Source organism: Mycolicibacterium wolinskyi, from assembly GCF_002101965.1.
In the GTDB taxonomy this organism is placed as follows: Bacteria; Actinomycetota; Actinomycetes; order Mycobacteriales; family Mycobacteriaceae; genus Mycobacterium; species Mycobacterium wolinskyi.
The window spans coordinates 294,833-315,505 of the sequence record NZ_LQQA01000015.1 but is presented as its reverse complement, the minus strand read 5'-3'; the positions used below and the strand labels follow the sequence as shown (position 1 = coordinate 315,505).

The following is a 20,673-nucleotide window of genomic DNA, read 5'->3' as shown; positions in this document are numbered from 1 at the left end:
TCGCTACAGAGTCAATAGGAATTGTGACGGGAGTCCAGATGCCCGCTGATGAGCAGCCCAAGCCGCGCCGTCGTCGCCTCGATGGCGAGCAGTCGCGGGAACGGATCCTCGACGCCGCCACCGAAATCGCTGCCGAGCGCGGCTATGAAGGCACCAGCATCGCGTTGGTCAGCAAGAAGTGCGGGTTGCCGGCCAGCTCGATCTACTGGCATTTCAAGGACAAAGACGACTTGATCGCGGCGGTGATCGAGCGCAGCTTCGGGACCTGGCTCGAGGCTTGGCAGGTGCCGGCCGAAGGGACCGCCGAAGAGCGAGCCACCGCATTCGGCGCAAACGTCGCCAAGGCGTTGGTCGAATCCCCCGACTTCATCCGGCTCGGGCTCATGCTCGCCCTGGAGCGCCGCCCCGTCGAGCCACGCGCCCGGGCCATGTTCCTGCAGGCACGCGTTCAGGCGTACACCCAACTCGTCGACACAATCCTGGACTGGGCACCGGACCTGAGCGACGCCCAGGTCCACCACCTGGCCACCTACACCATCGCCGGCGCCGACGGTCTGTTCATCGCCAAGGAGATCGGCGGCGATTCGGTGGATCTGATCGCATTGTTCGAGTTGCACGCGCGCAATGTGATCGATGCGGCCCGTCGCCTGGTCAACGATCGGGACAGCCGATGAGCCGCTATCCGGTCGCCATCGTCGGCTCGGGCAACATCGGCACGGATCTGATGATCAAGATCCTGCGCGCCGACGGGCCGCTGGCCGTGGTCGCGATGGCCGGTATCGATCCGCAGTCCGACGGTCTGGCGCGGGCCGCCCGCCTCGGGGTGCCCACCACAGCCGACGGCGTCGAGGGGCTGCTCGCGATGCCCGAATTCGGGGACGTCAAACTGGTTTTCGACGCCACGTCAGCGGGCGCACATCCCACCAACTGGGCCCGGCTGGCCAAGCACGGCGTCCGGATGATCGATCTCACCCCGGCCGCCCTCGGCCCCTACTGCGTGCCGGTGGTGAACATCGAGGAGCACCTCGACGCGCCCAACCTCAACATGGTGACCTGCGGCGGCCAGGCCACCGTGCCGATCGTGGCCGCTGTCGCACAGTCGGGCATGGTGTCGTACGCCGAGATCATCTCGTCCATCTCGTCGCGGTCGGCGGGTCCCGGCACCCGCGCCAACATCGACGAGTTCACCGAAACCACCTCTGCGGCACTGCGCATCGTCGGCGGCGCGCAGCGGAGCAAGGCGGTGATGATTCTCAATCCGGCCGACCCGCCGGTCCTGATGCGCAACACCGTGTACTGCCTCGTCGACGGTGACACCGATCAGCACACCATCGAGAGCGACGTCGCGGCCATGGCCGACAGGGTCGGCGGCTACGTGCCGGGATACCGACTCAAACAACGCGTCCAGTTCGAGACGTTCAGTGCCGCGCGGCCGCTGTACATCCCGGAAACCGGAAAGTTCACCGGGACCCGCGTGACGGTGATGCTCGAAGTCACGGGTGCCGCGCATTACCTGCCCGCCTATGCAGGCAACCTCGACATCATGACCTCGGCCGCCAAAGCCACCGCCGAACGCATCGCCACCTCTGAAAGCGCGATCACACCATCATGATTCACGACTTGTACGTCAGCGACGTCACGCTGCGGGACGGCATGCATGCGGTGCGCCACCAGTACCGCCTCGACCAGGTGACCACCATCGCCGCCGCACTTGACTCCGCCGGGGTGGATTCCATCGAGGTCGCCCACGGCGACGGTCTCGGCGGATCGAGCTGCATCTACGGTTTCGGGGCACACACCGACCTGGAGTGGATCGAAGCCGTCGCCGGGACCGTCCGCAACGCCCGGGTGGCGACGTTGTTGTTGCCCGGCATCGGCAGCGTGCACAACCTCAGGGACGCCCACCGCGCCGGCGCCACCGTCGTGCGCGTCGCCACCCATTGCACCGAAGCCGACATCTCGGCCCAGCACATCGCGGCTGCGCGTGACCTCGGCATGGACACCATCGGCTTCCTGATGATGAGCCACATGGCCACGCCGGCACAGCTGGCCGGTCAGGCCGAACTGATGGAGAGCTACGGAGCCACATGTGTTTACGTCGTCGACTCGGGTGGCGCCATGACCATGCGAGACGTCGCCGACCGGGTGGACGCGCTCCGCGAAGTCCTGTCCCCCACCACTGAGATCGGGATTCACGCCCATCACAATCTGTCGCTGGGCGTGGCGAACTCGATCGTCGCCGTCGAGCATGGCGCCAACCGGGTCGACGCGTCGCTGACGGGCATGGGCGCCGGGGCAGGCAACGCACCGCTCGAGGTGTTCGTCGCGGCTGCCGACAAACTGGGCTGGCGGCACGGCTGCGACCTGCATGCTCTCGAAGACGCCGCCGACGACATCGTGCGCCCCCTGCAGGACCGGCCGGTCCGGGTGGACCGCGAAACGCTGACCCTCGGATACGCGGGGGTGTATTCGAGCTTTCTGCGCCACGCCGAGGCTGCGGCGGAGCGCTACGGTGTCGATGCCCGCTCGCTGCTCGAAGAGGCCGGTCGCCGCGGGATGGTCGGCGGCCAGGAGGACATGCTCGTGGACATCGCACTCGACCTGGTCGCTGGATAAAACCGCTTGGCACCGCCCGTAGGGTGGAACGGTGAGCTTTCGCGGCTGGTTGCTGTTCGGCGCGATGAGCATTATCTGGGGCATTCCGTACCTGCTGATCAAAATCGCGGTCGAAGGGGTTTCGGTACCGGTTCTGGTCCTGGCCCGCACCGCGGTCGGCGCTGCCGTGCTGCTGCCATTGGCGATGTCGCGCGTGGCCTGGGCTCCGGTTCTGCGGCATTGGAAACCGGTGTTGGCTTTCGCGTTCTTCGAGATCATCGCCGCCTGGCTGTTGTTAACCGACGCCGAACGGCATCTGAGCAGTTCGATGACGGGCTTGCTCATCGCTGCTGCGCCGATCATCGCCGCGGCGCTCGATCGCGTGACCGGCGGCGAACGGCTGGGCGCCAAGCGGATCGTCGGCCTCGGTGTCGGGCTGTCCGGCGTTGCGGTGCTCGCCGGGCCCGGCCTGGCCGGTGGGCACGCCTGGCCGATCGCCGAGGTTCTGCTGGTGGCGACGTGCTACGCGATCGCGCCGCTGGTGGCGGCCCGCTATCTGGGTGACGTTCCGACGCTTCCCTTGACCGCCGCGTGCCTGACGGTCGCCGCGCTCATCTACGCGACCCCGGCCGCCTTGACGTGGCCCGACGAAATGCCGTCCGAACGCGTGCTTTTCGCGCTCGCCGCGCTCGCGGTCATCTGCACGGCGCTGGCTTTCATCGTGTTCTTCGCGCTCATCCGGGAGGTCGGCGCCGCACGGGCGCTGGTCTTCACCTACGTCAACCCCGCGGTAGCACTGGCCGCAGGGGTCATCGTGCTGGGTGAGCCGTTGACCGCATGGAACGTCGCCGGCCTCGCACTCATCCTCACCGGATCGGTACTCGCCACCCGCAAGCCACGCGAACCGGAGCCCGAGCTCGCCGAACCTACCCGGGCCGGCCCGCGGTGAGCAGTTCGTCGATCGTGACGAACTTGATCCGCGGGCGGGCCTCCTGCTCGCCACGAGAGCGTTCGGCAGCGTCGATGGCGCGCCAGCCGGACCAGCCCACCGCCTCGCACCCGCGGCGGGTCAGCAGCGCGGTCAACGATTCGCTGTCATCGATCTCCCGCGCGAGCACGCCGGCGTCGAAGTCCGCCCACAACTGGGCGACGGTCTGTTCGGCGCACAGCCGATTGGTGCCGATGACACCGCGGGGGCCGCGTTTGATCCACCCCGTGACGTAGGTTCCCGCCGCACCGTCGATGACCCGGCCCGCATCGTTGGGCACCGTCCCGGTGCGCTCGTCGTAGGGCAGGCCGTCGATCGGCTGCCCGCGGTACCCGATCGAACGCAGGATGAGCGACGTCTCGATCAAATCTGTGCCGTACCGGTCGCTTCGCACCTCCAGTCCTTCTGCGCGATGTTCGCCAACGACGGCAACCGGTGACGTGTCGAATCGGAACACGATGCGCTTGTTACCCGCAACGTGTTCGCGGTGTGCGTATTCGCGGGCGACTCTCAGCTTGAACGAGGTTTCGACATCGTCGTCCTCGTCGGTGTCCGGCAGGTCGGCGGGATCTATCACGACGTCGATGCCGTCGAGATGCCCCAGGGCCGCGAACTCGCCGACCGAGAACGCCGCGTCACGGATACCGCGCCGGGCGATCACGACAACCTCGTCGATTGCACTGTCGGCCAACGCTTCCAGCGTATGTTCCGCGATGTCCGTCGCCGCAAGCGCATCGCGACTCATCAACAGCACGCGGGCGACGTCCAGGGCGACATTGCCGTTGCCCACGATGACCGCACGCTCGGTGGACAAGTCGAATGTGTGCCCGGCGTGGTCGGGGTGGCCGTTGTACCAGCCGACGAAATCCGCGGCCGGGTGATTGCCCGCCAGCTCCTCACCCGGGATGCCGAGCCGGCGACTGTCTGCGGCGCCGACGGCGTAGATGACGGCGTGGTGGTGCGCCAACAGTTCGTCGTGGCTGACGTCTCTGCCGATCTCGACATTGAAGTGGCACGTGAACCGAGGGTTGGTGAACATCCGATCGAAGATGCCGACCACTGACTTGGTGTGCTGATGGTCCGGCGCCACCCCGGCGCGGATCAAACCGAACGGTGTCGGCAGGCGCTCGAAGAGATTGATCTCCACGCCGTCGACTTCGATGAGTTCGGCGGCCGCGTAGCAGGCCGCCGGGCCAGAACCGACGATCGCCACCCGCAGCGCGCCCGCCGCGACGCCCGGTCGGGACGCGCGCGCCGGCGTCGTGTCGGGCTGAAGAGGATGCCGCTCGAAGTACTCGGCGTTGAGGTCCTTGAACCGCCGCAGCTCGTCGGGCAGGTCTTCCTCGTAGTGGATCGCGCCGACGGGGCACTCTTCGAAGCAGGCCCCGCAGTCGATGCACGACTCGGGGTCGATGTAGAGCATCTCGCTGCCGCTGAACTCTCCGGATCCGTCGGCCGGACGGATGCAGTCCACCGGGCACACCGGTACGCAGCTGGCGTCTTTGCAGCAGTTCTGGGTGATCACATAAGCCACGCGGCCCCCTCTCAACGATCGGCAAGCTTACTGGACACCTGTCCGGTTTGCACATGCAGAATTGGAACTCCCGATTCCCAGTCGCGGATCTATGAGGCCCGGCGACCTACGCTTGCACCGAAAAGCAGTGATTGACCGCGACTTTGATCAAGGCATTGCCATGCGCCCAGATGCGCCATACCCTGGACACATGTCCAGTTCAGCGGTGACCACTGTCACTCGTCTGCGCGACGCGCATGCCCAACGCACGCACACCTACCAGCGGGTCTTCGGTGCGGCCGCACAACTGCTCGACACGCAAAGCGACGTCTCGGTACCGGCGCTGGCCGCACGCGCCAAGATGGCACCGGCAACCCTGTGCGCCCATTTCCCGACGGTCGAGGTGGTGTTCGCCGAGCTCTACCTGCACCGACTCTCGGTGTTGCCGCTCGTCATCGATCCCGCCGCAAACCACGCCACCCGAGTCAGCGAGCAGCTCTCGGCGATCACGCTGCTCTTGGCCGACGAACCCCGCCTGGCGCGTGCATGCACCGAGGCCCTCGTTCGCAGCGACGACGACGCTGTCGCCGACGTCCGGTCACGGATCGTCGCCGAGGTGCGGCGACGCATCTCGACCGCCCTCGGCGCGGGCGCATGGCCCGAAGTGCTCGCGACGCTGGAGTCGGTGTTCTGGGGCGCGTTGCTGCAGGCCCAGACCGGAGCGATGAGTTATCGGCAGATGGCCCGCCAACTCGAGACCATGGTCGCGTTGATCGTGCCCGAGGCTTAGCAGCTACCCACGCCCGCCAATGTCACGCTGGCGTGGCATTGGCGCGCCTGCGTCACGCTGGCGTGACAATCGCACGTCAACCACGCTGGCGTGACAATCGGGCGCCTACGTCACGCTGGCGTGACAATCGCGAGCGTCGGGCGATCCACAACCCAGTCAGACCCGGGTTTGCGCTGCCAGCCATCCTCCGAATTCCGTGATATCGCGACCGTGCGCCGGCGCGACATGGTCGCAGCCGAAGCCCGTGACCCAGCTGCCGTCATCGAGTTCGACCTTGCCCAGCTGCATCGGGGCGGGGAGCTCAGCGAGGAACTCGCCGAGCGCCGCGGTTGAGAGCACCCACCGCTCCCCTACGATCGCCGCACCGCCGTCGTCGGCGCGCACGAGCCCCGGCTTGGGCGGAACCGTGTCGAGTGCGAACAACCGGTATCGCGGTGCGGTCGCGAGCGGCCCGGCCCACCGCGCTCCACGTTCGGTGAGTTGATGCTCCAAGGGCTGCCCGCGCAGGTGGGCGCCGAACACCGCGAGTTCGGTGACGGGCGCCCCTGCGAATTCCGGCCAGGCCGCACCCGCCGGTTCTGCGAGGAAACGTGCCGCCAGATCAGCGACCACACCGTCATGGAATGCCGGCGCCAAGAGCGTGACACCGAACTGGGCACCGTCGGACACCGTGCCGGCGGGAACCGCGATGGCACACATGTCGAACAGGTTGCAGAAGTTGGTGTATCGCCCCATGCGGGTGTTCACCGCGATGGGATCGGCGGCGACCTCGGCGATTGTCGGATGTGCGGGTGCCGTCGGCACGAGCAGGGCATCGCAGCCGGCCAGTTGTGCAAATGCCTCATGCCGCAGTTGCTCTACTCGACGGCGGTCGCGCAGCAGATCGGCCGCCGAGTAGGAACCACCGGCCGTGACGATAGCCGTCACAGTCGGGTCGAGAGCAGCGCCTGCTTCTGCGGTGGTGACGAATTCGCCTACCGCATCGTATCTTTCGGCGACGAGCGCGCCGTTGTACAGCAGATCGGCCGCCGCGAAGAACGCGTCCATCGCGATCGGCACGGTCTCAAATCCGGCCGCCTGCGCCTGGCGCACCGCCGCGCCGAACGCAGCACGCCAGTCCGTATCCAGTTCGGGAAGCTGTTCGGGTACCGCGACACGCGGAGCCGATGCGGCGGCGAGGGGCGTGTCCGGTGGCCAATGGCGTTGCGGAGCACCGGCACTCATGACCGCCATCGCCTGCTGTGCCGTGCTCAAGTCTCTGGCGAAGACCGTCACACAGTCGTAGCTCGCACATGCCGGCACCACACCGGCCGTGGACACCACACCGATCGTCGGCTTGATCCCAACGATGCCCTGCAGCCCGGCAGGTACCCGGCCCGATCCTGCGGTGTCGGTGCCGATCGCGATGTCGGTGAAGCCCAACGCGACCGCCACCGCCGACCCGGAGCTCGAGCCGCCGGAGATGTAGTCGGGACGACGTGAATCCCGCACGGGCCCATAGGGACTACGGGTTCCGACGAGTCCGGTCGCGAACTGGTCGAGGTTTGTCTTGCCGATGACGACGGCACCGGCCGCCTTGAGAGCGGAGACGACCGGTGCGTCGGCATCGGGGGTGTAACTGAATCCGGGGCAGGCCGCCGTCGTCGGTACCCCGGCGACGTCGACGTTGTCTTTGACCGCCAGCACCAGACCGGCCAACGGGCCCTCGGCTGCGCGATATTCGGCCTCAACGTCATCCTGTGGACGCAGATGGATGAAGACTTCGCTGCGCCCGCTCTGCTCGATCCGGCCGTAGATGTCGGCGATGCGCATCATGCGGACTCCTTTCTCACGAATTCTCCTGCGGCCGCCCAACGTTCGCGTTCCTCGGCCCGCGCGGCCTCCATCGTGGCGCGGGTGGCGGCGATGTCGTCGGCGTTGGCGGCGAGGAACTCCTCGTGCTCGGCGAGCGAGAACACGCCGTCGGTGATCTCGACCTGACCGCGGCCTGCCGCCATGTCGGCGCGCAGATCCGACAACTCCTCGGCTGACACGGGGTACCACTGGATCCGGTCGAAGAACCGCAACAACCACGGGTGCTGCGGTTCGAATCCCTGTGCGGCGAGCGGATGCCGATGATGCCAGATCTGCGTTGTCCGACCGACGAATTGGTAGCCGCCCGGCCCCTCCATGCCGTAGATGCACAGATAGGCGCCACCGATACCCACCGCGTTCTCGGGCGTCCACGTGCGGGCCGGGTTGTACTTCGTGGTCACCAGGCGGTGGCGCGGATCCAGCGGTGTGGCGACCGGCGCGCCGAGGTAGACGTCGCCGAGCCCGAGCACGAGATACTCGGCGTCGTAGACGATCCGGTGCACGTCGTCAGTGGAGGCCAGGCCGTTCATCCGCCGGATGAACTCGATGTTCCACGGGCACCACGGGGCATCGGCCCGCACGCCGTGCATGTAACGTTCGATCGCTTCACGCGTGGCCGGATCGTCCCAGCTCAGTGGGAGCCGGACCGTTCGGCTGGGCACGACGAGCTCCTGCGCGGCGGGCAATGACGCCTCGATCTCGATGAGCATCGGCACCAGCGTCGACAACGGGAGCCGCCCCGAATCCACCTTGACCTGCAGCGATCGCACACCGGGTGTGAGATCGATCAGGCCGTCCGGCCGGTGCTGTTCCAGCGCGGCGTGCAGTGCATGGGCACGTGCACGCAACGCCAGGTCGAGGCGCATCTCGCCGTACTCGACGAGGACGTTGTCGTCCCCGATCCGGCGGTAGGTGACGTTCGTGGTTTCGTCCGATGATGTTGTGCGGGCGAGAATTCCGTTGTCCTGGTCGCCGCCCGCGGAGAACACGGCGGGGATGAAGGCACGCCGCTCACGTCCGACCGTCGCGATGGGCGGCGCCGCCTCGGCCCGCACCGGCACGAACCGCACCGTGGCACCCGGGGCCAGCTGACCCAGCTTCCAGCGGTCGGCGGCCGTAACCGTGACCGGACAGACGAAGCCGCCCAGGCTGGGTCCGTCGGGGCCGAGCAGGATCGGGGTGTCGCCGGTGAAATCGAGCGAGCCTACCGAGTACGCGTTGTCGTGGATGTTCGACGGATGCAGCCCGGCCTCGCCGCCGTCGGGACGGGCCCACTCCGGCTTCGGCCCGATGAGCCGGACACCGGTGCGGTCGGAGTTGAAGTGCACTTCGTAGTCGTGGCTGAGCAGGGTGTCGATGTCGTCGCGCGTGAAGAACTCGGGAGCCGAGTGCGGACCGACGGTCACGGCGACGAACCAGTGCTTGCCGATGGCCGGCAGCTCGTCGAACAGAATGCGCCGGCGCCTGCCCGCCGGCGTGCCGGCAGTTTCCAGTTTGTCGCCGGCACACAGCACGCGACCTTCATGGCCACCGAACCGGCCCAGCGTGAATGTCGCTGCGCTGCCGAGGTATTCGTCGGCAGCGAGGCCGCCGCCCACGGCGAGGTAGATGCGCAGGCCTGGACCGTCGACCATACCGACGTCGAGCACCTGACCGGCCTCGACCAACACCGGCTCCCACTGCGGGACCCGTCGGCCATCGACGGTCACCGGGGCCGGCGCGCCTGCTACGCACACCCACGTGTCGGTGTCGAAACGCAGTGCCGGGCCACCCATCGTGGCTTCCAGACCCGGCGCGCCCTCTGGATTGCCCACCGCGATGTTGGCGAGCCGGAAGGACACGTCGTCCATCGGTCCGGAGGGCGGTACGCCGACCTGCCAGTATCCGATGCGGCCCGGCCAGTCCTGGACCGTGGTGGCCATGCCGGGGCGGATGACCTCGATACCGCTCGTCATGAGCGGGTCACAACCATCCGCACCGCCGTCGGGTCGAATCCGTTGCAGGGGTTGTTGATCTGCGGGCAGTTCGAGACGAGCACGAGGGTGTCGATCTCGGCACGCAACGACAACTTCTTGCCGGGAGCAGACAGCCCGTCCACGATGCCAAGCGATCCGTCGGGATCGACGGGCACATTCATGAAGAAGTTGATGTTGCTGACGATGTCGGCCTTCGTCAGGCCCCACCGCGCACCCTCGCCGATGAAGTTCTCCACACAGGCGTGCTGGTGTTTGGTGTGGTGGCCGTAGCGCAGGGTGTTGGACTCCTGCGAGCATGCGCCACCGAGCGTGTCGTGGTTGCCGACTTCGTCGTCGATGATCGTGAGCATGGGCTCGCCATCACTGTCGCGCAGTACCGATCCGGTGGTCAGGAAGATGTTGCCTTGCGCGGCGACGGTGGCGGGCGCACTGTATCGGACACCGTGATCGTCGGCACCGTAGAACAGGGTGTCGACGGCCTGGTTTCCGTGCAGGTCGATGATGGTCAACACGTCTCCGGCCGTCACGATCTTCGACCATGGCCCCCGAGGGGCGACGATTTCGTCAACGATTGTCGCGGTCATCGGGCACTCCAGACATCTTCGGAATTGAGATAGGCACGTTGGTATTCGGGGTCCCGATCGGTGAGGTGGGCACCGATCTCGGCGAGGTCGTCGGGTGCGGACCACGCCAGCACCTCAAGTGAGCCCACGTCGAAGGTCGGCGCCGGATCGAGTGGGTGTGCGGTATTGGCGATGGCGACGATCAGCGGCAGGTGCAGGAGCAGTTCGACGGCCGTTCCCGCGCCTGCCGATCCGGTCGACACCAACGCCCCGTCGGGTTGTACCCGCACGCCGTGAAAGAACGACACGCTCGGCGCCACGTCCCGCCGGGTCAGGCCGTTCTTGAGCGCGGCAAGCACCAGCAGTTCGCGTCCGGCCGGGCTGGTCGATTCCGGGCTTCCCGCACCGTATTTCGCGTTGTTGCCGGACAGCGTGGTGGCGCCGCAGACCGCGTCATGATGGCCCGAGGTGTCCGAGACGATGGTCGCGAGCACGCGGCCCTGATCGCTGAGCAGGGGGTGTCCGGACGAAAGATACGCCTGCCAGGGCACTTTCACGGTGTCGGCGACGTTGAGCCGCTCCCATGGTGCGTCGGCACGCCAGAGCAGCAGGTGCGCGCACGCCGTGCCGTGCAGGTCACGCAGCCGCAGCCGGGTTCCGCGCGCGAGCACCTTGGTGGTGTAGCGGCCACCGGGAACCGTTTCGGCCCACGTCAGCTTCTCGGCGGCGATCCCGTCGGGCGGCGACGGCCAGCTCGACGCGGGAACCACCGGCATCGAGTCGGTGATCGCTGTTGCTTGAGCGCGCGCGTGTTCACGCGCACCCGCGGTTGTGGATGTCTCTGTGGTGGTGGACATTCAGGCTCCAATCGTGACGGGCTTGGGGTGGGTCTTGCCGCGTGGGAAGCACAGCGCGCCGAGCAGCACGGCGGCCGCGATGCTGAGCGGCCCCGCCCATTGCAGGATCGGCAGTTCCCCGGTCGGGTTGAAGATCTCGGCGCGGGGCCAGCCCAGATTGACGATCATCAGCGCGCCGTAGGCGACGGCGAGCACGTTCACCACGAGGCCGAACCGGCCGAGTGAGAACAGCGGCAGCCCTTCGGCATCCACCTGGTTGCGCTGCGCGGGCCAGCCTTTGAGGCGGCGATACAGCAGCGGCGCGGTCACCAGCAGATAGGCCAGGTAGATCAGGATGATGCAGACGCTGGCCAGAGTCGCGAAGATCGCCGAGTTGCCCATGTTGACCAGGAGCACCGCGATGCACAGCACGCCGATGAGCACCGACGGCCAGATCGGGGTACCGGTGCGCCCGTTGACGCGGGACAGGATCGCCGACGCCGGCAGGCGGTCATCGCGGGCCATCGAGAACATCAGTCGGGACGCGGCGGTCTGAATTGCCAACGTGCAGATCATGATCGCGATGCAGACGTCGATCAGCAGGACCGTGCCCCACGGCGAGGAGAGCACCGTGTCGAGCACGTACGGCAGTCCCTCGGTGGCCAGCCGGCCGTCGGTCAGGCTCGGCGCGGCCATCAGCGCGCCGAGAATCATCAGCCCGCCACCGAGCGCCGACACCGAAAGCGCAAGACGAATGGTGCGCGGTGCGACCCGGCGTGGGTTGCGGGTTTCCTCGGCAAGCTCACCGGCCGAGCCGAAGCCGACCATCACGTACGCCGCCATCAGACCGGACACGATCCAGGCCCAGATGTAGCCGGGCTGCCCGCCGGCATGGCCGGTGTCGAACACCACCTGCGGTCCGCGCTGGGCGTGGGTGAAAAACACCCCGATGACGGCGATGACGCCGACGATCTCGCAGACGACACCCGCGCTGTTGACACGTGACATCCATTTCACGCCAAGGCAGTTGATCGTCGTGGTGACCACGAGCAGCACCGTGCCGAGCAGTACCGCGTTGGCCGCGCCGCTCGGCGAGGTCAGCGCCGGATCGTCGCCGATGATCTGGAACCCGGACCAGATCGACGGCAACACCACCTGCAGCGCGATCGCGGCGGCCGAGGCGGTGACGATCTGCGCCAGGATCATGAACCAGCCGCCGAACCAACCGACCACCTCGCCGCCCATCCGCCGCGACCACTGGTAGATGGCCCCCGAGATCGGGTAGCGCGCGGCGAGTTCTGCGAAACAGAGCGCGACGAGGAACTGGCCGAGGAACACCGCGGGCCACGTCCAGAAGAACGCCGGCCCGCCGAACCCGAACCCGAGGCCGAACAACTGGAAGATCGTCGTCAGGATCGAGACGAACGAGAAGCCCGCCGCAAACGACTCGAACTTGCCGAGCCTGCGGTGCAACTGCTGGTCATAACCAAACTCGGCCAGGTCCTGGTGATCGCCGGAGTGACCGTCCGACACGTCGGATCCCGGCGCCGTTGCGCTGCTGGTCATAAGCGTTTCTCTCGGGTTGGGGCGCTGCCGCCACGGGCTTAACTGTCAGACGACAGATAACCGTTTGCGCATGTCGTGAGCGTCACCCGGATGTTTCGTTCATGTAGCCGCCGGTAAGGATTTGGTTGCCGAAACCTCACGGCGGTCTGGCCTGTCAGAATCGCCGGTATGCCCGAGGGTCTGCTGGAACGCGCGCAGCGCGAGGTGGCGGCGGCAGGCAGTGCACAAGCGCTGCTGACGGCGTGCCGGTCAGCGCACGACGAGGTCCGCCACCTGCTCGAAACCCGCACGGGCGCAGCGACCGTCGCGGCCGCCTGGTCGGCCCTCGGACGGTCGGCGCTTGCCAGCGCCGCGCGGACCCTGTCCCCTGCGGCAGCAGGAACCTGGTACGCGTCGGGCAGCATCGGACGAGGCGACGCGCTGCCGGGTTCGGACCTCGACACCCTCTTCGTACGCGCGGACACCGCCCCGCCGGATGCCGGCCTCGGCCATGCGATCGAAGTTCACGACCTCCTCGCCGAGTGCGGCTTTCCCGCCGACGCGAAGGGCGCGACCGCGGCGCGGGCCCGGTTCAACCGCTCCGCGCACGAGTGGACCGCCGGAATCGACACGTGGACCGCCGACGCTTCGGCCGACCGCGGCGTGGTGATGATGGGACTGCTCGCCGATGCCGTCCCGGTCACCGATGGACCTGACCTGCGCGGCCGGCTCGGTGTCGCGGCCCGCCGGCATCCCGGCGCGTTGGCGGCCATGTTGCAAGATGCGACGCATGCCCGTAGCCAGGTCCCGTCCCGACTGCGGGTGCTGACCACCGGCGAGAGCGGGGTGGACGTCAAGTACGCGGCCGTCGACCCGGTGGTGCGCATCGCACGCTGGGCCGCACTCAGTTGCGGCTCGACGGCACTGCCGACGAGCGAGCGGATTCGCGACGCGGCAGGCAGCCGCTACCTCGACGAAGACGATGCCAAGGCACTGGAGAAGTGTTACGCGATCGGCTCGAGCATCCGCTGGCGGTTACGCGCCACCCGCTGGACACCGCATGGGCCTGTCGACGATCGCACCGACTTGTCGGAGCTCTCGCCCCAGGACCGCACCGCGCTGCGCAGCATCGGCCGCGAACTCAACGGCGTCCGGCGCAAACTCGACTATCTGGCGTCGACGTCGACGTTTTCGGAGTGGTGAGCACGCGCGAGCGTCATGCGCTCGCACAGACACTTGCCGCAGAACGCCTCGAAGGTTGGCGGCCCACTTCTGCGGAGGTTTCCGATCTCACCGAACTCGCCACGGGGGCAGTCACTTTCGGGCAATATCTCGGACGCCATCTGCCGCACGAGATCCACCGGTACCGGCGGCCGCTCTTTGCACGGCGCAAGCCTTATCTCATCCCGGGTACCACGGTGCTGCGCAACAATTTCGGCGTCCATGACGCCCCGACGCTGACCCGGCTCGAGTTCGTGGCCACAGCGGGCCGGATTGTGCAGGTTCACCTACGACCCGAAGACCATGACCTCGACGCCCGAAGGTTGCACCAGCACGTGTTCGGTGACGTGTACGCGTGGGCCGGCGAGCCGCGTATCGTCGAACTCCGCCGCGGCGACAGCACGTTCGGCTCGTGCGTACGCATCCCACGCGCGCTGCGGGCGCTGCAGAGCGACATCGAGTCGCTGGCCGGAGCGGCGGCCGCCCTCGACCGCGGCGAGCTCGCTTATCGGCTCGCCCGAATTTACGCTGTCTACAACCAGATTCATCCGTTCCGGGACGGCAACGGCCGCACCGGAACCCTGCTATTGCACCTGATCACCGTCCGAGCCGGCCGACGGTTGTGCCTGACCGACGTCTCGCGCGCCGATTGGATCACCGCGTCCCGCGACTCGCTGCCCTTTCGGCGTGACGGACCACCAGATCCGCGACCGTTCATTCCGATCCTGCGAAATTGCCTGCGGGACCGCGAGATATGAGGTCACCTATTTTGGCTCGGTCAGGTAACGCTGCATCGTCGGCCCAACCCACTCGACCAATTCATCGGCACTCGCCGAAGCCAGTGGTTCGATCTTGAGCTGATAGCGCGCGAACGCCAGGCCCACCAGATGCGTCGTCACCAGTTCGACGCGCAGCTCGGCGTCGGTCACGCCGAACTGAGCCGAAACCCGCTCTGCCACCGGTCCGGCGAGGGAATCGTGTAACAGCTTGCGCGCCAACGGCTGTATGGCTGCCGACCGCCAGACCGTGAGCAGCGGGTCGAACGACGCCCCCTCGTCCCACCGTTGGATGAAGTCCCGCACGAGTCGCGCACCGATGTCGTCGGGACCGTCGTCGAGCAGATGTGCCAACTGGTGCAGCGGATGCTCGGGGGTGTCGAGCACCGACGCGGTGAACAAGCCTTCCTTGTTGCCGAAGAAGTAGTACACCATCGCGACGTCCACGCCGGCCGCGGCAGCGATGCCCCGGACCGTCGCTTTTTCGTAGCCGTCACGCATGAAGCGCTCGCGCGCGGCGTCGATGACGCGTTGTCTGCTCTGCTGGCCGGTCCGCCACCGGCCGCTGCGCCGGGTCTCCGACATGCTCCGAAGTTTACTTCAACAAGCGTTGACCTTTCGCACCCCGGCGGCGTAGCGTTTTTCTTCAACAACGGTTGAAGAAAGGATCCGATGATGACGAAGCGACGGCTGTGGTGGCGGCATCTGATTTCGGTGCTGATCGCCCCTGCGACGATGACGGTGTTCATACCGGCGGTGATTGCCCAGCTCACCGAGGTGAAAGCACCCGATCTGGGCACGACGGAAGGCCTGCTGCTCGCGCTCGCGGGGGCCACTCTGATCGGGCTCGGGCTCTGGTTTCTGGTGTGGACGGTCGTGCTGTTCGACCGTGTCGGTGAAGGCACGCTGGCGATCGGTTCACCGGTTCACCTGGTGCTGCGTGGTCCCTATCGATACGTCCGTAATCCGATGATGACGGCCGTGTTCTCGATCCAACTCGGGACCGCAGTCGCGACCGCCTCGCCGTGGTTGTTCGGTTGGTTCGTGCTGTTCTGCACGATCGTCACGATTGCCATCCCCACCGTCGAGGAGCCACATCTACTCCGCCGGTTCGGTGCGGAATACGAGGCATACCGGCAGAATGTTCCCCGGTGGATTCCCCGCGTGACGCCGTGGGTGCCGAAATATGTTGACTGACGGGCTATTGCGTGGGATCTGGTTCGGCGCGGTCGCGCCACTCCCAGCTCGCGCCCGCGGTCAGGGTGCCGGGCTCGAGCTCGGTCCGTCCGGCATCACGGATGTGCACCGTCTGCGCCAGGATCTCGTCCGGCTTTCCCCCGATGACGATCACCGGATGTTCGTACTCGATGCCGTAGAGCTTGAGCGCCGCGTGAACGGCGTGCGCGGCGGCCTTGCCCCGGGACATCTTGGCGTTCGAATTGACCCTGATGACCAGTCGCTTCTCCGGAGCGGGCGGTGCGTCCTCGGTGGCATCCATGGCACGAGGGTAGAACGGCGGTCACGCGTCGTCGCCGATCACCTCACGAAGGAACTCGCGACCGTGGATCGCGGCCAGCAGTGAGCTTTCCGACGAGCGATTGGCCACGAACAACATCTCGTCGCCGGCTTCCAGCACATCGTCGGGTTTCGGCAGGATGACCTTGCTGCCCCGGACCACCGTGACCAGTGCGGTGTCGGCCGGCAGATCCAACCGGTCCACTCGTTGCCCCACCACCGGGTTGTCTTCGGGCAGCGTGAGTTTGGTCAGTTCTGCCCGGCCCTCGCGCAGCCCCATCAACCGCACCAGGTGTCCGACGTCGATCGCGCCCTCGACACCGGCGACCAGCGCGCCCGGTGTCGATACCGCCACATCGATGCCCCACTGCCGGCTGAACAGCCACTGATTGCGGATGTCGTTGATGCGGGCCACCACGCGAGGCACCCCGAACTCGGACTTGGCGAGGAGCCCGACCACCAGGTTGGCCTTGTCGTCGCCGGTCGCCGCGATGAGCACGTCGCACGTTTCGGTGCCCGCCTCCTCCAGCGCGGAGAGTTCGCAGGCGTCGGCCAGCAACCAGTCGGCGGCGGGCACGGTCTGCGGCTCGAAACTGCGCCGCTCCCGTTCGATCAGCAGGACCTTGTGGCCGTAAACCAACAACTCGCGCGCGACGGAACGACCCACGTTGCCCGCACCCGCAACCCCGATGCGCATCTTTCGTTCCGCCACTCAGTCATTTTGACCTATCCGCACCGCCCACCCGATGCGCTTGGTCGGTGATTAACTGACCGCACAATGAGCTTGAATCAGCTGTACCTCACCCTGTTGGTGGGCGGCCTTGTGCTGCTCGCGAGCATCGTCGGCACGCGCGTGGCAACCAAGGTCGGATTTCCGAGCCTTCTGTTGTTCCTTCTGGTCGGTGTCGTGCTCGGCGTGGACGGTATCGGGCTGGACTTCGACAACGTCGAACTGGCGAGGAACGTCTGTACTGCGGCACTCGCGGTGATCCTCGTCGAAGGCGGTTTGACCACGCGGTATTCCGACATCCGCCAGGTGTTGGCTCCCGCGGCCTCGCTGGCCACCCTCGGGGTCCTCATCAGCACACTCGTCACCGCGGTCGGGGCTCATCTGCTGTTGGACATGCACTGGCAGCTCGCGTTGTTGCTGGGCGCGATCGTCGCGTCGACCGATGCCGCGGCGGTGTTCTCGGTCCTGCGCGTACTGCCGCTGCCCCGCCGCCTGGCAGGGCTGCTCGAGGCCGAATCGGGGTTCAACGACGCGCCCGCGGTGATCCTCGTGCTGATGTTCAGCGTGGTGCCGTTCGTATTGGATCCGGAGGGCGCGGTCACCGACCTCATCTACGAACTGCTCGCCGGCATCGCGCTCGGTCTTGCGGTCGGATTCGTCGGAGCGCAGGCCCTTCGTCGTATCGCATTGCCGGCCTCCGGTCTGTACCCGATCGCGACGTTCGGGCTGGGGCTCGTCGCGTTCGCGGCCGCAGGCAGTGCGCACGCCAGCGGCTTCATCGCCGCGTATCTGGCCGCGGTGGTGCTGGCCAACTCCGGGCTGCCACACCGGTCGGCGACCCGATCGTTCGCCGAGGGCGTCGGCTGGCTCGCACAGATCGGACTCTTCGTGCTGCTGGGCCTGCTGGTGAACCCGCACGATCTGGGCTCCGACATCATCCCGGCGATCGTGATCGGCCTCGTCCTGCTCCTGGTCGCCCGGCCGCTGTCGGTGATGCTGTCGCTCGTCGCCTTTCGAATCCCGTTTCGCGAACAGCTTTTCCTGTCCTGGGCCGGGCTGCGCGGCGCCGTCCCCGTCGTGCTCGCGACCTTTCCGATCGTCGCGGGCGTCCCCGACAGTTACCGGCTGCTCAACATCGTCTTCGTCCTCGTGGTGATCTTCACCCTGGTGCAGGCACCCAGCCTGCGGATCGTCGCGCATGGGCTCGGCCTGGTGAGCCGGGATAACACCCGCGAGATTCAGGTGGAAGCCGCACCGCTGGACGTGATCGACGCGGACCTGCTGACCATGACGGTGCGCCCGGGATCGCGACTACACAACGTCACGATTCTCGAACTGCGACTGCCCGACCCCGCGGTCATCACCCTGATCATCCGCAACGGTCACACGTTCGTCCCGCTGCCAGACACGCGCATCGCGGTGGGCGACGAACTGCTGATCGTCACGACCAGCAGAACCCGCGCTGCCGCAGAGGCTCGGCTGCGGGCCGTCAGTCGACGGGGCAAGCTTGCGTACTGGTTCGACGAGTACGGCCATCCGGACTGATCGCGACCAGGCCGCTCAGCGCCTGCGGCAGCGGACCCACGTGCAGGACGCCGAGGCGCTGTGTTGCCCGCGTGAGCGCGACGTAGAGTTCGGCCGCGCCGCGCGGCCCGTCGGCGAGGATGCGTTCGGGCTCGACCACCAACACGGCGTCGAACTCCAGACCCTTGGTCTCCGAGGCCGGTACCGTGCCAGGCACTCCCGGTGGGCCGATCACGACGCAGGTGCCCTCGCGCCCGGCTTCGTCCTGGTTGAATTCGGCTATGGCAGAGGCGAGTTCATCGCCCGAAACCTGTCGTGACCACGGCATCACACCGCACGCGCGAACCGATTCCGGCGGCTGCGCATCCGGGGCGAATTCGGCGAGCACCGCGGCGGCGATTGCCATGATCTCCGCGGGGGTGCGGTAATTCACGGTCAACGACCGGTACACCCACCGATTGGGCACGTAGGGCTGCAGCATCTGATCCCACGACGTCGCCCCCGCCGCGGACCGGCGTTGGGCGAGATCGCCGACGATCGTGAACGACCGGCGCGGGCAACGGCGCATGAGTACCCGCCAGTCCATCTCCGACAGTTCCTGGGCCTCGTCGACCACGACGTGCCCGTAGGTCCAGTCACGGTCCGCAGCGGCTCGTTCGTCGAGTTCACGGTTGTCGCGTTCCTGGAAGCGCTCCGCGAGATCCTCGGCGGCGAGCAGGTCGCCGGCGAGCAGGCGGTCCTCGTCGTCCATCAGATCCTCACGGGCGACCATCAGTTCGAGCACGCCCGCGGCGTACGCCTCCTCGACCCGCCGTTCCCGCTCGGCGGCCAGGTCCGCGGCCTTGTCACGCCCCAGCAGGTCGACGAGCTCGTCGAGCAGCGGTACGTCCGACACTGTCCACGCTTCGCCGTCGGACCGCCACAGGGCCTCGTCGGCACCCGCGGCCCGCAGCCGCTCGTGTGACGTATACAGTTCTGCCAGAACGTTTTCCGGCGTCAGCACCGGCCACAACCTGTCGAGTGCGGCGGCGAACTGTTCGTGGTCTTCGAGCTCATTGAGCACGTCGGCGCGCATCTGCTCCCACGCGTGCTTGTCCTCGCGGGTCAGCCACCCCCGGCCGATCCGGGCGACGGCCCGTTCGATGACCACGTACGTGACGACGTCGACGAATTCGGCGCGGGCCTCGTTGTGCGGCAGGCCCGTTTTACGCGCCTCGTCCCTGGCCCACTTCGCGGTCTCGGCGTCGATCTGCACCGTGACGTCCGAGAGGTTGATCGGGATTGGATCCTCCGGCAGTTCCTGGCGGTCCGCGACCGCCGCGGCGAGCACGTCGAGGATCTTCAACGAACCCTTCAGCCGTGCCGCAGCCGGCGTGTCCTCGGCCGTCACGCGAAGGCCAGGCACGAAGTCACCTGTCGTCATGAACACGGCCTGCGACTCACCCAGCGACGGCAGCACGCGGCCGATGTGGTTCAGGAACGCCGGGCTCGGCCCGACCACGAGCACCCCGTGCCGCTCCATCTGCTTGCGCTGGGTGTAGAGCAGGTAGGCGACGCGATGCAGCGCGACCACGGTCTTGCCGGTGCCGGGACCGCCCTCGATCACCAGCACCCCGGAGTGATCGAACCGGATGATCTCGTCCTGCTCGGCTTGGATCGTCGCGACGATGTCACGCATGCCCTCACCGCGCGGGGCGTTAACCGCGGCCAGCAGCGCGGCATCTCCCGGGCCGTCGCGCTCATCGCCGAGTTCGGCCCCGGTCGGCCTGCCGAGGATCTCGTCGGTGAAATCCATCACCCGCCGGCCACGCGTGTGGAATTGGCGACGGCGGCGCATGTTCTCGGGGCTCGCGGCCGTCGCGACGTAGAAGGCGCGCGCGAGCGGCGCACGCCAGTCGAGCAGCAACGGCTCGTAGTCGTTGTCACGGTCGAGAATGCCGAGACGGCCGATGTAGAGATGTTCGCCCTCAACGGTTTCCAACCGGCCGAAGCACAGGCCGTTGTCGGCGACGTCGAGTCGCTGCATCTCCTTGGCCATGGCGCGCACCTCGGCGTCGCGGCCCACGAACGCCCCGCCGTCCTGGGCGTCGACCGGGCTCCGCAGCGCGTCCTGGTACCGGCGCTTGGCGTCAGCACGATCGGCATCGAGTCGCGCATACAACCCGGCCACGTAGTTGCGCTCGGACTGCAGTTCGTCTTCGTACTCTCGATTCGACACGTGCTTCTCGTTATCCCATCTGTCCGCGT

General features: G+C 67.2%; 19 protein-coding genes. 9 read left to right on the top strand and 10 right to left on the bottom strand.

Annotation, left to right across the window (positions count from 1 at the left end; all coding sequences use genetic code 11):
• Positions 1-38 precede the first annotated feature (38 nt).
• Genes AWC31_RS15925 through AWC31_RS15910 form a run of 4 tightly spaced genes read left to right on the top strand, consistent with a single transcriptional unit; the run spans position 39 to position 3,544 of the window.
• Entirely contained in the window at positions 39-674 is a 636-nt protein-coding gene (locus tag AWC31_RS15925; RefSeq protein WP_085145106.1) for a TetR/AcrR family transcriptional regulator, read from the top strand.
• Positions 671-1,612, top strand: a complete 942-nt coding sequence (locus AWC31_RS15920; protein WP_085145105.1) for an acetaldehyde dehydrogenase (acetylating) — start codon at positions 671-673, stop codon at positions 1,610-1,612. Before AWC31_RS15925 ends, AWC31_RS15920 begins: the two co-directional genes overlap by 4 nt.
• Entirely contained in the window at positions 1,609-2,616 is a 1,008-nt protein-coding gene (gene dmpG, locus AWC31_RS15915; protein WP_085145104.1) for a 4-hydroxy-2-oxovalerate aldolase, read from the top strand. Before AWC31_RS15920 ends, dmpG begins: the two co-directional genes overlap by 4 nt.
• Positions 2,617-2,647: 31 nt before the next feature.
• Positions 2,648-3,544 (top strand): DMT family transporter, encoded by an 897-nt coding sequence (locus tag AWC31_RS15910; protein WP_085145103.1) that lies wholly within the window; start codon positions 2,648-2,650, stop codon positions 3,542-3,544.
• Here the strand turns inward: AWC31_RS15910 and AWC31_RS15905 are convergent.
• Positions 3,522-5,117, bottom strand: a complete 1,596-nt coding sequence (locus AWC31_RS15905) for an FAD-dependent oxidoreductase (RefSeq protein ID WP_085145102.1) — start codon at positions 5,115-5,117, stop codon at positions 3,522-3,524. The genes AWC31_RS15910 and AWC31_RS15905 overlap by 23 nt on opposite strands.
• A gap of 190 nt (positions 5,118-5,307) precedes the next feature.
• Here AWC31_RS15905 and AWC31_RS15900 point away from each other — a divergent pair, with 190 nt between their 5' ends.
• Positions 5,308-5,886, top strand: a complete 579-nt coding sequence (locus tag AWC31_RS15900; protein ID WP_165765976.1) for a TetR family transcriptional regulator — start codon at positions 5,308-5,310, stop codon at positions 5,884-5,886.
• 156 nt (positions 5,887-6,042) lie between these two features.
• Here the strand turns inward: AWC31_RS15900 and atzF are convergent, their stop codons facing one another.
• From atzF to AWC31_RS15875, 5 genes are read right to left on the bottom strand one after another with little or no spacing between them, the layout of a single operon-like run.
• On the bottom strand, positions 6,043-7,701 hold the full coding sequence (gene atzF, locus AWC31_RS15895) for an allophanate hydrolase (RefSeq protein ID WP_085145101.1): 1,659 nt from the start codon (positions 7,699-7,701) through the stop codon (positions 6,043-6,045).
• Positions 7,698-9,695: a 5-oxoprolinase/urea amidolyase family protein gene (locus AWC31_RS15890; RefSeq protein ID WP_085145100.1), complete on the bottom strand. Its 1,998-nt coding sequence runs from the start codon at positions 9,693-9,695 to the stop codon at positions 7,698-7,700. Before AWC31_RS15890 ends, atzF begins: the two co-directional genes overlap by 4 nt.
• Positions 9,692-10,300, bottom strand: a complete 609-nt coding sequence (locus AWC31_RS15885; protein ID WP_085145099.1) for an urea amidolyase associated protein UAAP2 — start codon at positions 10,298-10,300, stop codon at positions 9,692-9,694. Before AWC31_RS15885 ends, AWC31_RS15890 begins: the two co-directional genes overlap by 4 nt.
• Positions 10,297-11,136: an urea amidolyase associated protein UAAP1 gene (locus tag AWC31_RS15880; protein ID WP_085145098.1), complete on the bottom strand. Its 840-nt coding sequence runs from the start codon at positions 11,134-11,136 to the stop codon at positions 10,297-10,299. Before AWC31_RS15880 ends, AWC31_RS15885 begins: the two co-directional genes overlap by 4 nt.
• The gene (locus AWC31_RS15875) at positions 11,137-12,681 is read right to left on the bottom strand and encodes an amino acid permease (RefSeq protein ID WP_085145097.1); all 1,545 of its coding nucleotides are present in this window, start codon (positions 12,679-12,681) and stop codon (positions 11,137-11,139) included.
• Between the two features lie 168 nt (positions 12,682-12,849).
• Between AWC31_RS15875 and AWC31_RS15870 the strand changes: the two genes are divergently transcribed.
• Positions 12,850-13,863 carry a putative nucleotidyltransferase substrate binding domain-containing protein gene (locus tag AWC31_RS15870; protein ID WP_085145096.1) on the top strand — a complete coding sequence of 338 codons (1,014 nt, stop codon included), beginning with the start codon at positions 12,850-12,852 and terminating at the stop codon, positions 13,861-13,863.
• Positions 13,860-14,639 carry a Fic family protein gene (locus AWC31_RS15865; protein ID WP_234816876.1) on the top strand — a complete coding sequence of 260 codons (780 nt, stop codon included), beginning with the start codon at positions 13,860-13,862 and terminating at the stop codon, positions 14,637-14,639. The genes AWC31_RS15870 and AWC31_RS15865 overlap by 4 nt, the downstream gene beginning before the upstream one ends.
• Positions 14,640-14,645: 6 nt before the next feature.
• On the opposite strand, the gene AWC31_RS15860 is transcribed toward AWC31_RS15865, so the two are convergent.
• A complete protein-coding gene (locus AWC31_RS15860) occupies positions 14,646-15,242 on the bottom strand; it encodes a TetR/AcrR family transcriptional regulator (protein ID WP_085145094.1) in 597 nt (198 codons plus the stop codon).
• A 90-nt stretch (positions 15,243-15,332) separates the two neighbouring features.
• Here AWC31_RS15860 and AWC31_RS15855 point away from each other — a divergent pair, with 90 nt between their 5' ends.
• Positions 15,333-15,854, top strand: a complete 522-nt coding sequence (locus AWC31_RS15855) for a methyltransferase family protein (RefSeq protein ID WP_234816875.1) — start codon at positions 15,333-15,335, stop codon at positions 15,852-15,854.
• A 4-nt stretch (positions 15,855-15,858) separates the two neighbouring features.
• On the opposite strand, the gene AWC31_RS15850 is transcribed toward AWC31_RS15855, so the two are convergent.
• Positions 15,859-16,155, bottom strand: coding sequence for a hypothetical protein (locus tag AWC31_RS15850; RefSeq protein WP_067857532.1), 297 nt, complete (start codon positions 16,153-16,155; stop codon positions 15,859-15,861).
• A 21-nt stretch (positions 16,156-16,176) separates the two neighbouring features.
• Positions 16,177-16,869: a potassium channel family protein gene (locus tag AWC31_RS15845; RefSeq protein WP_085145480.1), complete on the bottom strand. Its 693-nt coding sequence runs from the start codon at positions 16,867-16,869 to the stop codon at positions 16,177-16,179.
• 81 nt (positions 16,870-16,950) lie between these two features.
• Here AWC31_RS15845 and AWC31_RS15840 point away from each other — a divergent pair, with 81 nt between their 5' ends.
• A complete protein-coding gene (locus tag AWC31_RS15840) occupies positions 16,951-18,447 on the top strand; it encodes a potassium/proton antiporter (RefSeq protein ID WP_067857527.1) in 1,497 nt (498 codons plus the stop codon).
• Here the strand turns inward: AWC31_RS15840 and helR are convergent.
• The gene (gene helR, locus AWC31_RS15835) at positions 18,392-20,644 is read right to left on the bottom strand and encodes an RNA polymerase recycling motor ATPase HelR (protein WP_085145479.1); all 2,253 of its coding nucleotides are present in this window, start codon (positions 20,642-20,644) and stop codon (positions 18,392-18,394) included. The genes AWC31_RS15840 and helR overlap by 56 nt on opposite strands.
• Positions 20,645-20,673 lie beyond the last annotated feature (29 nt).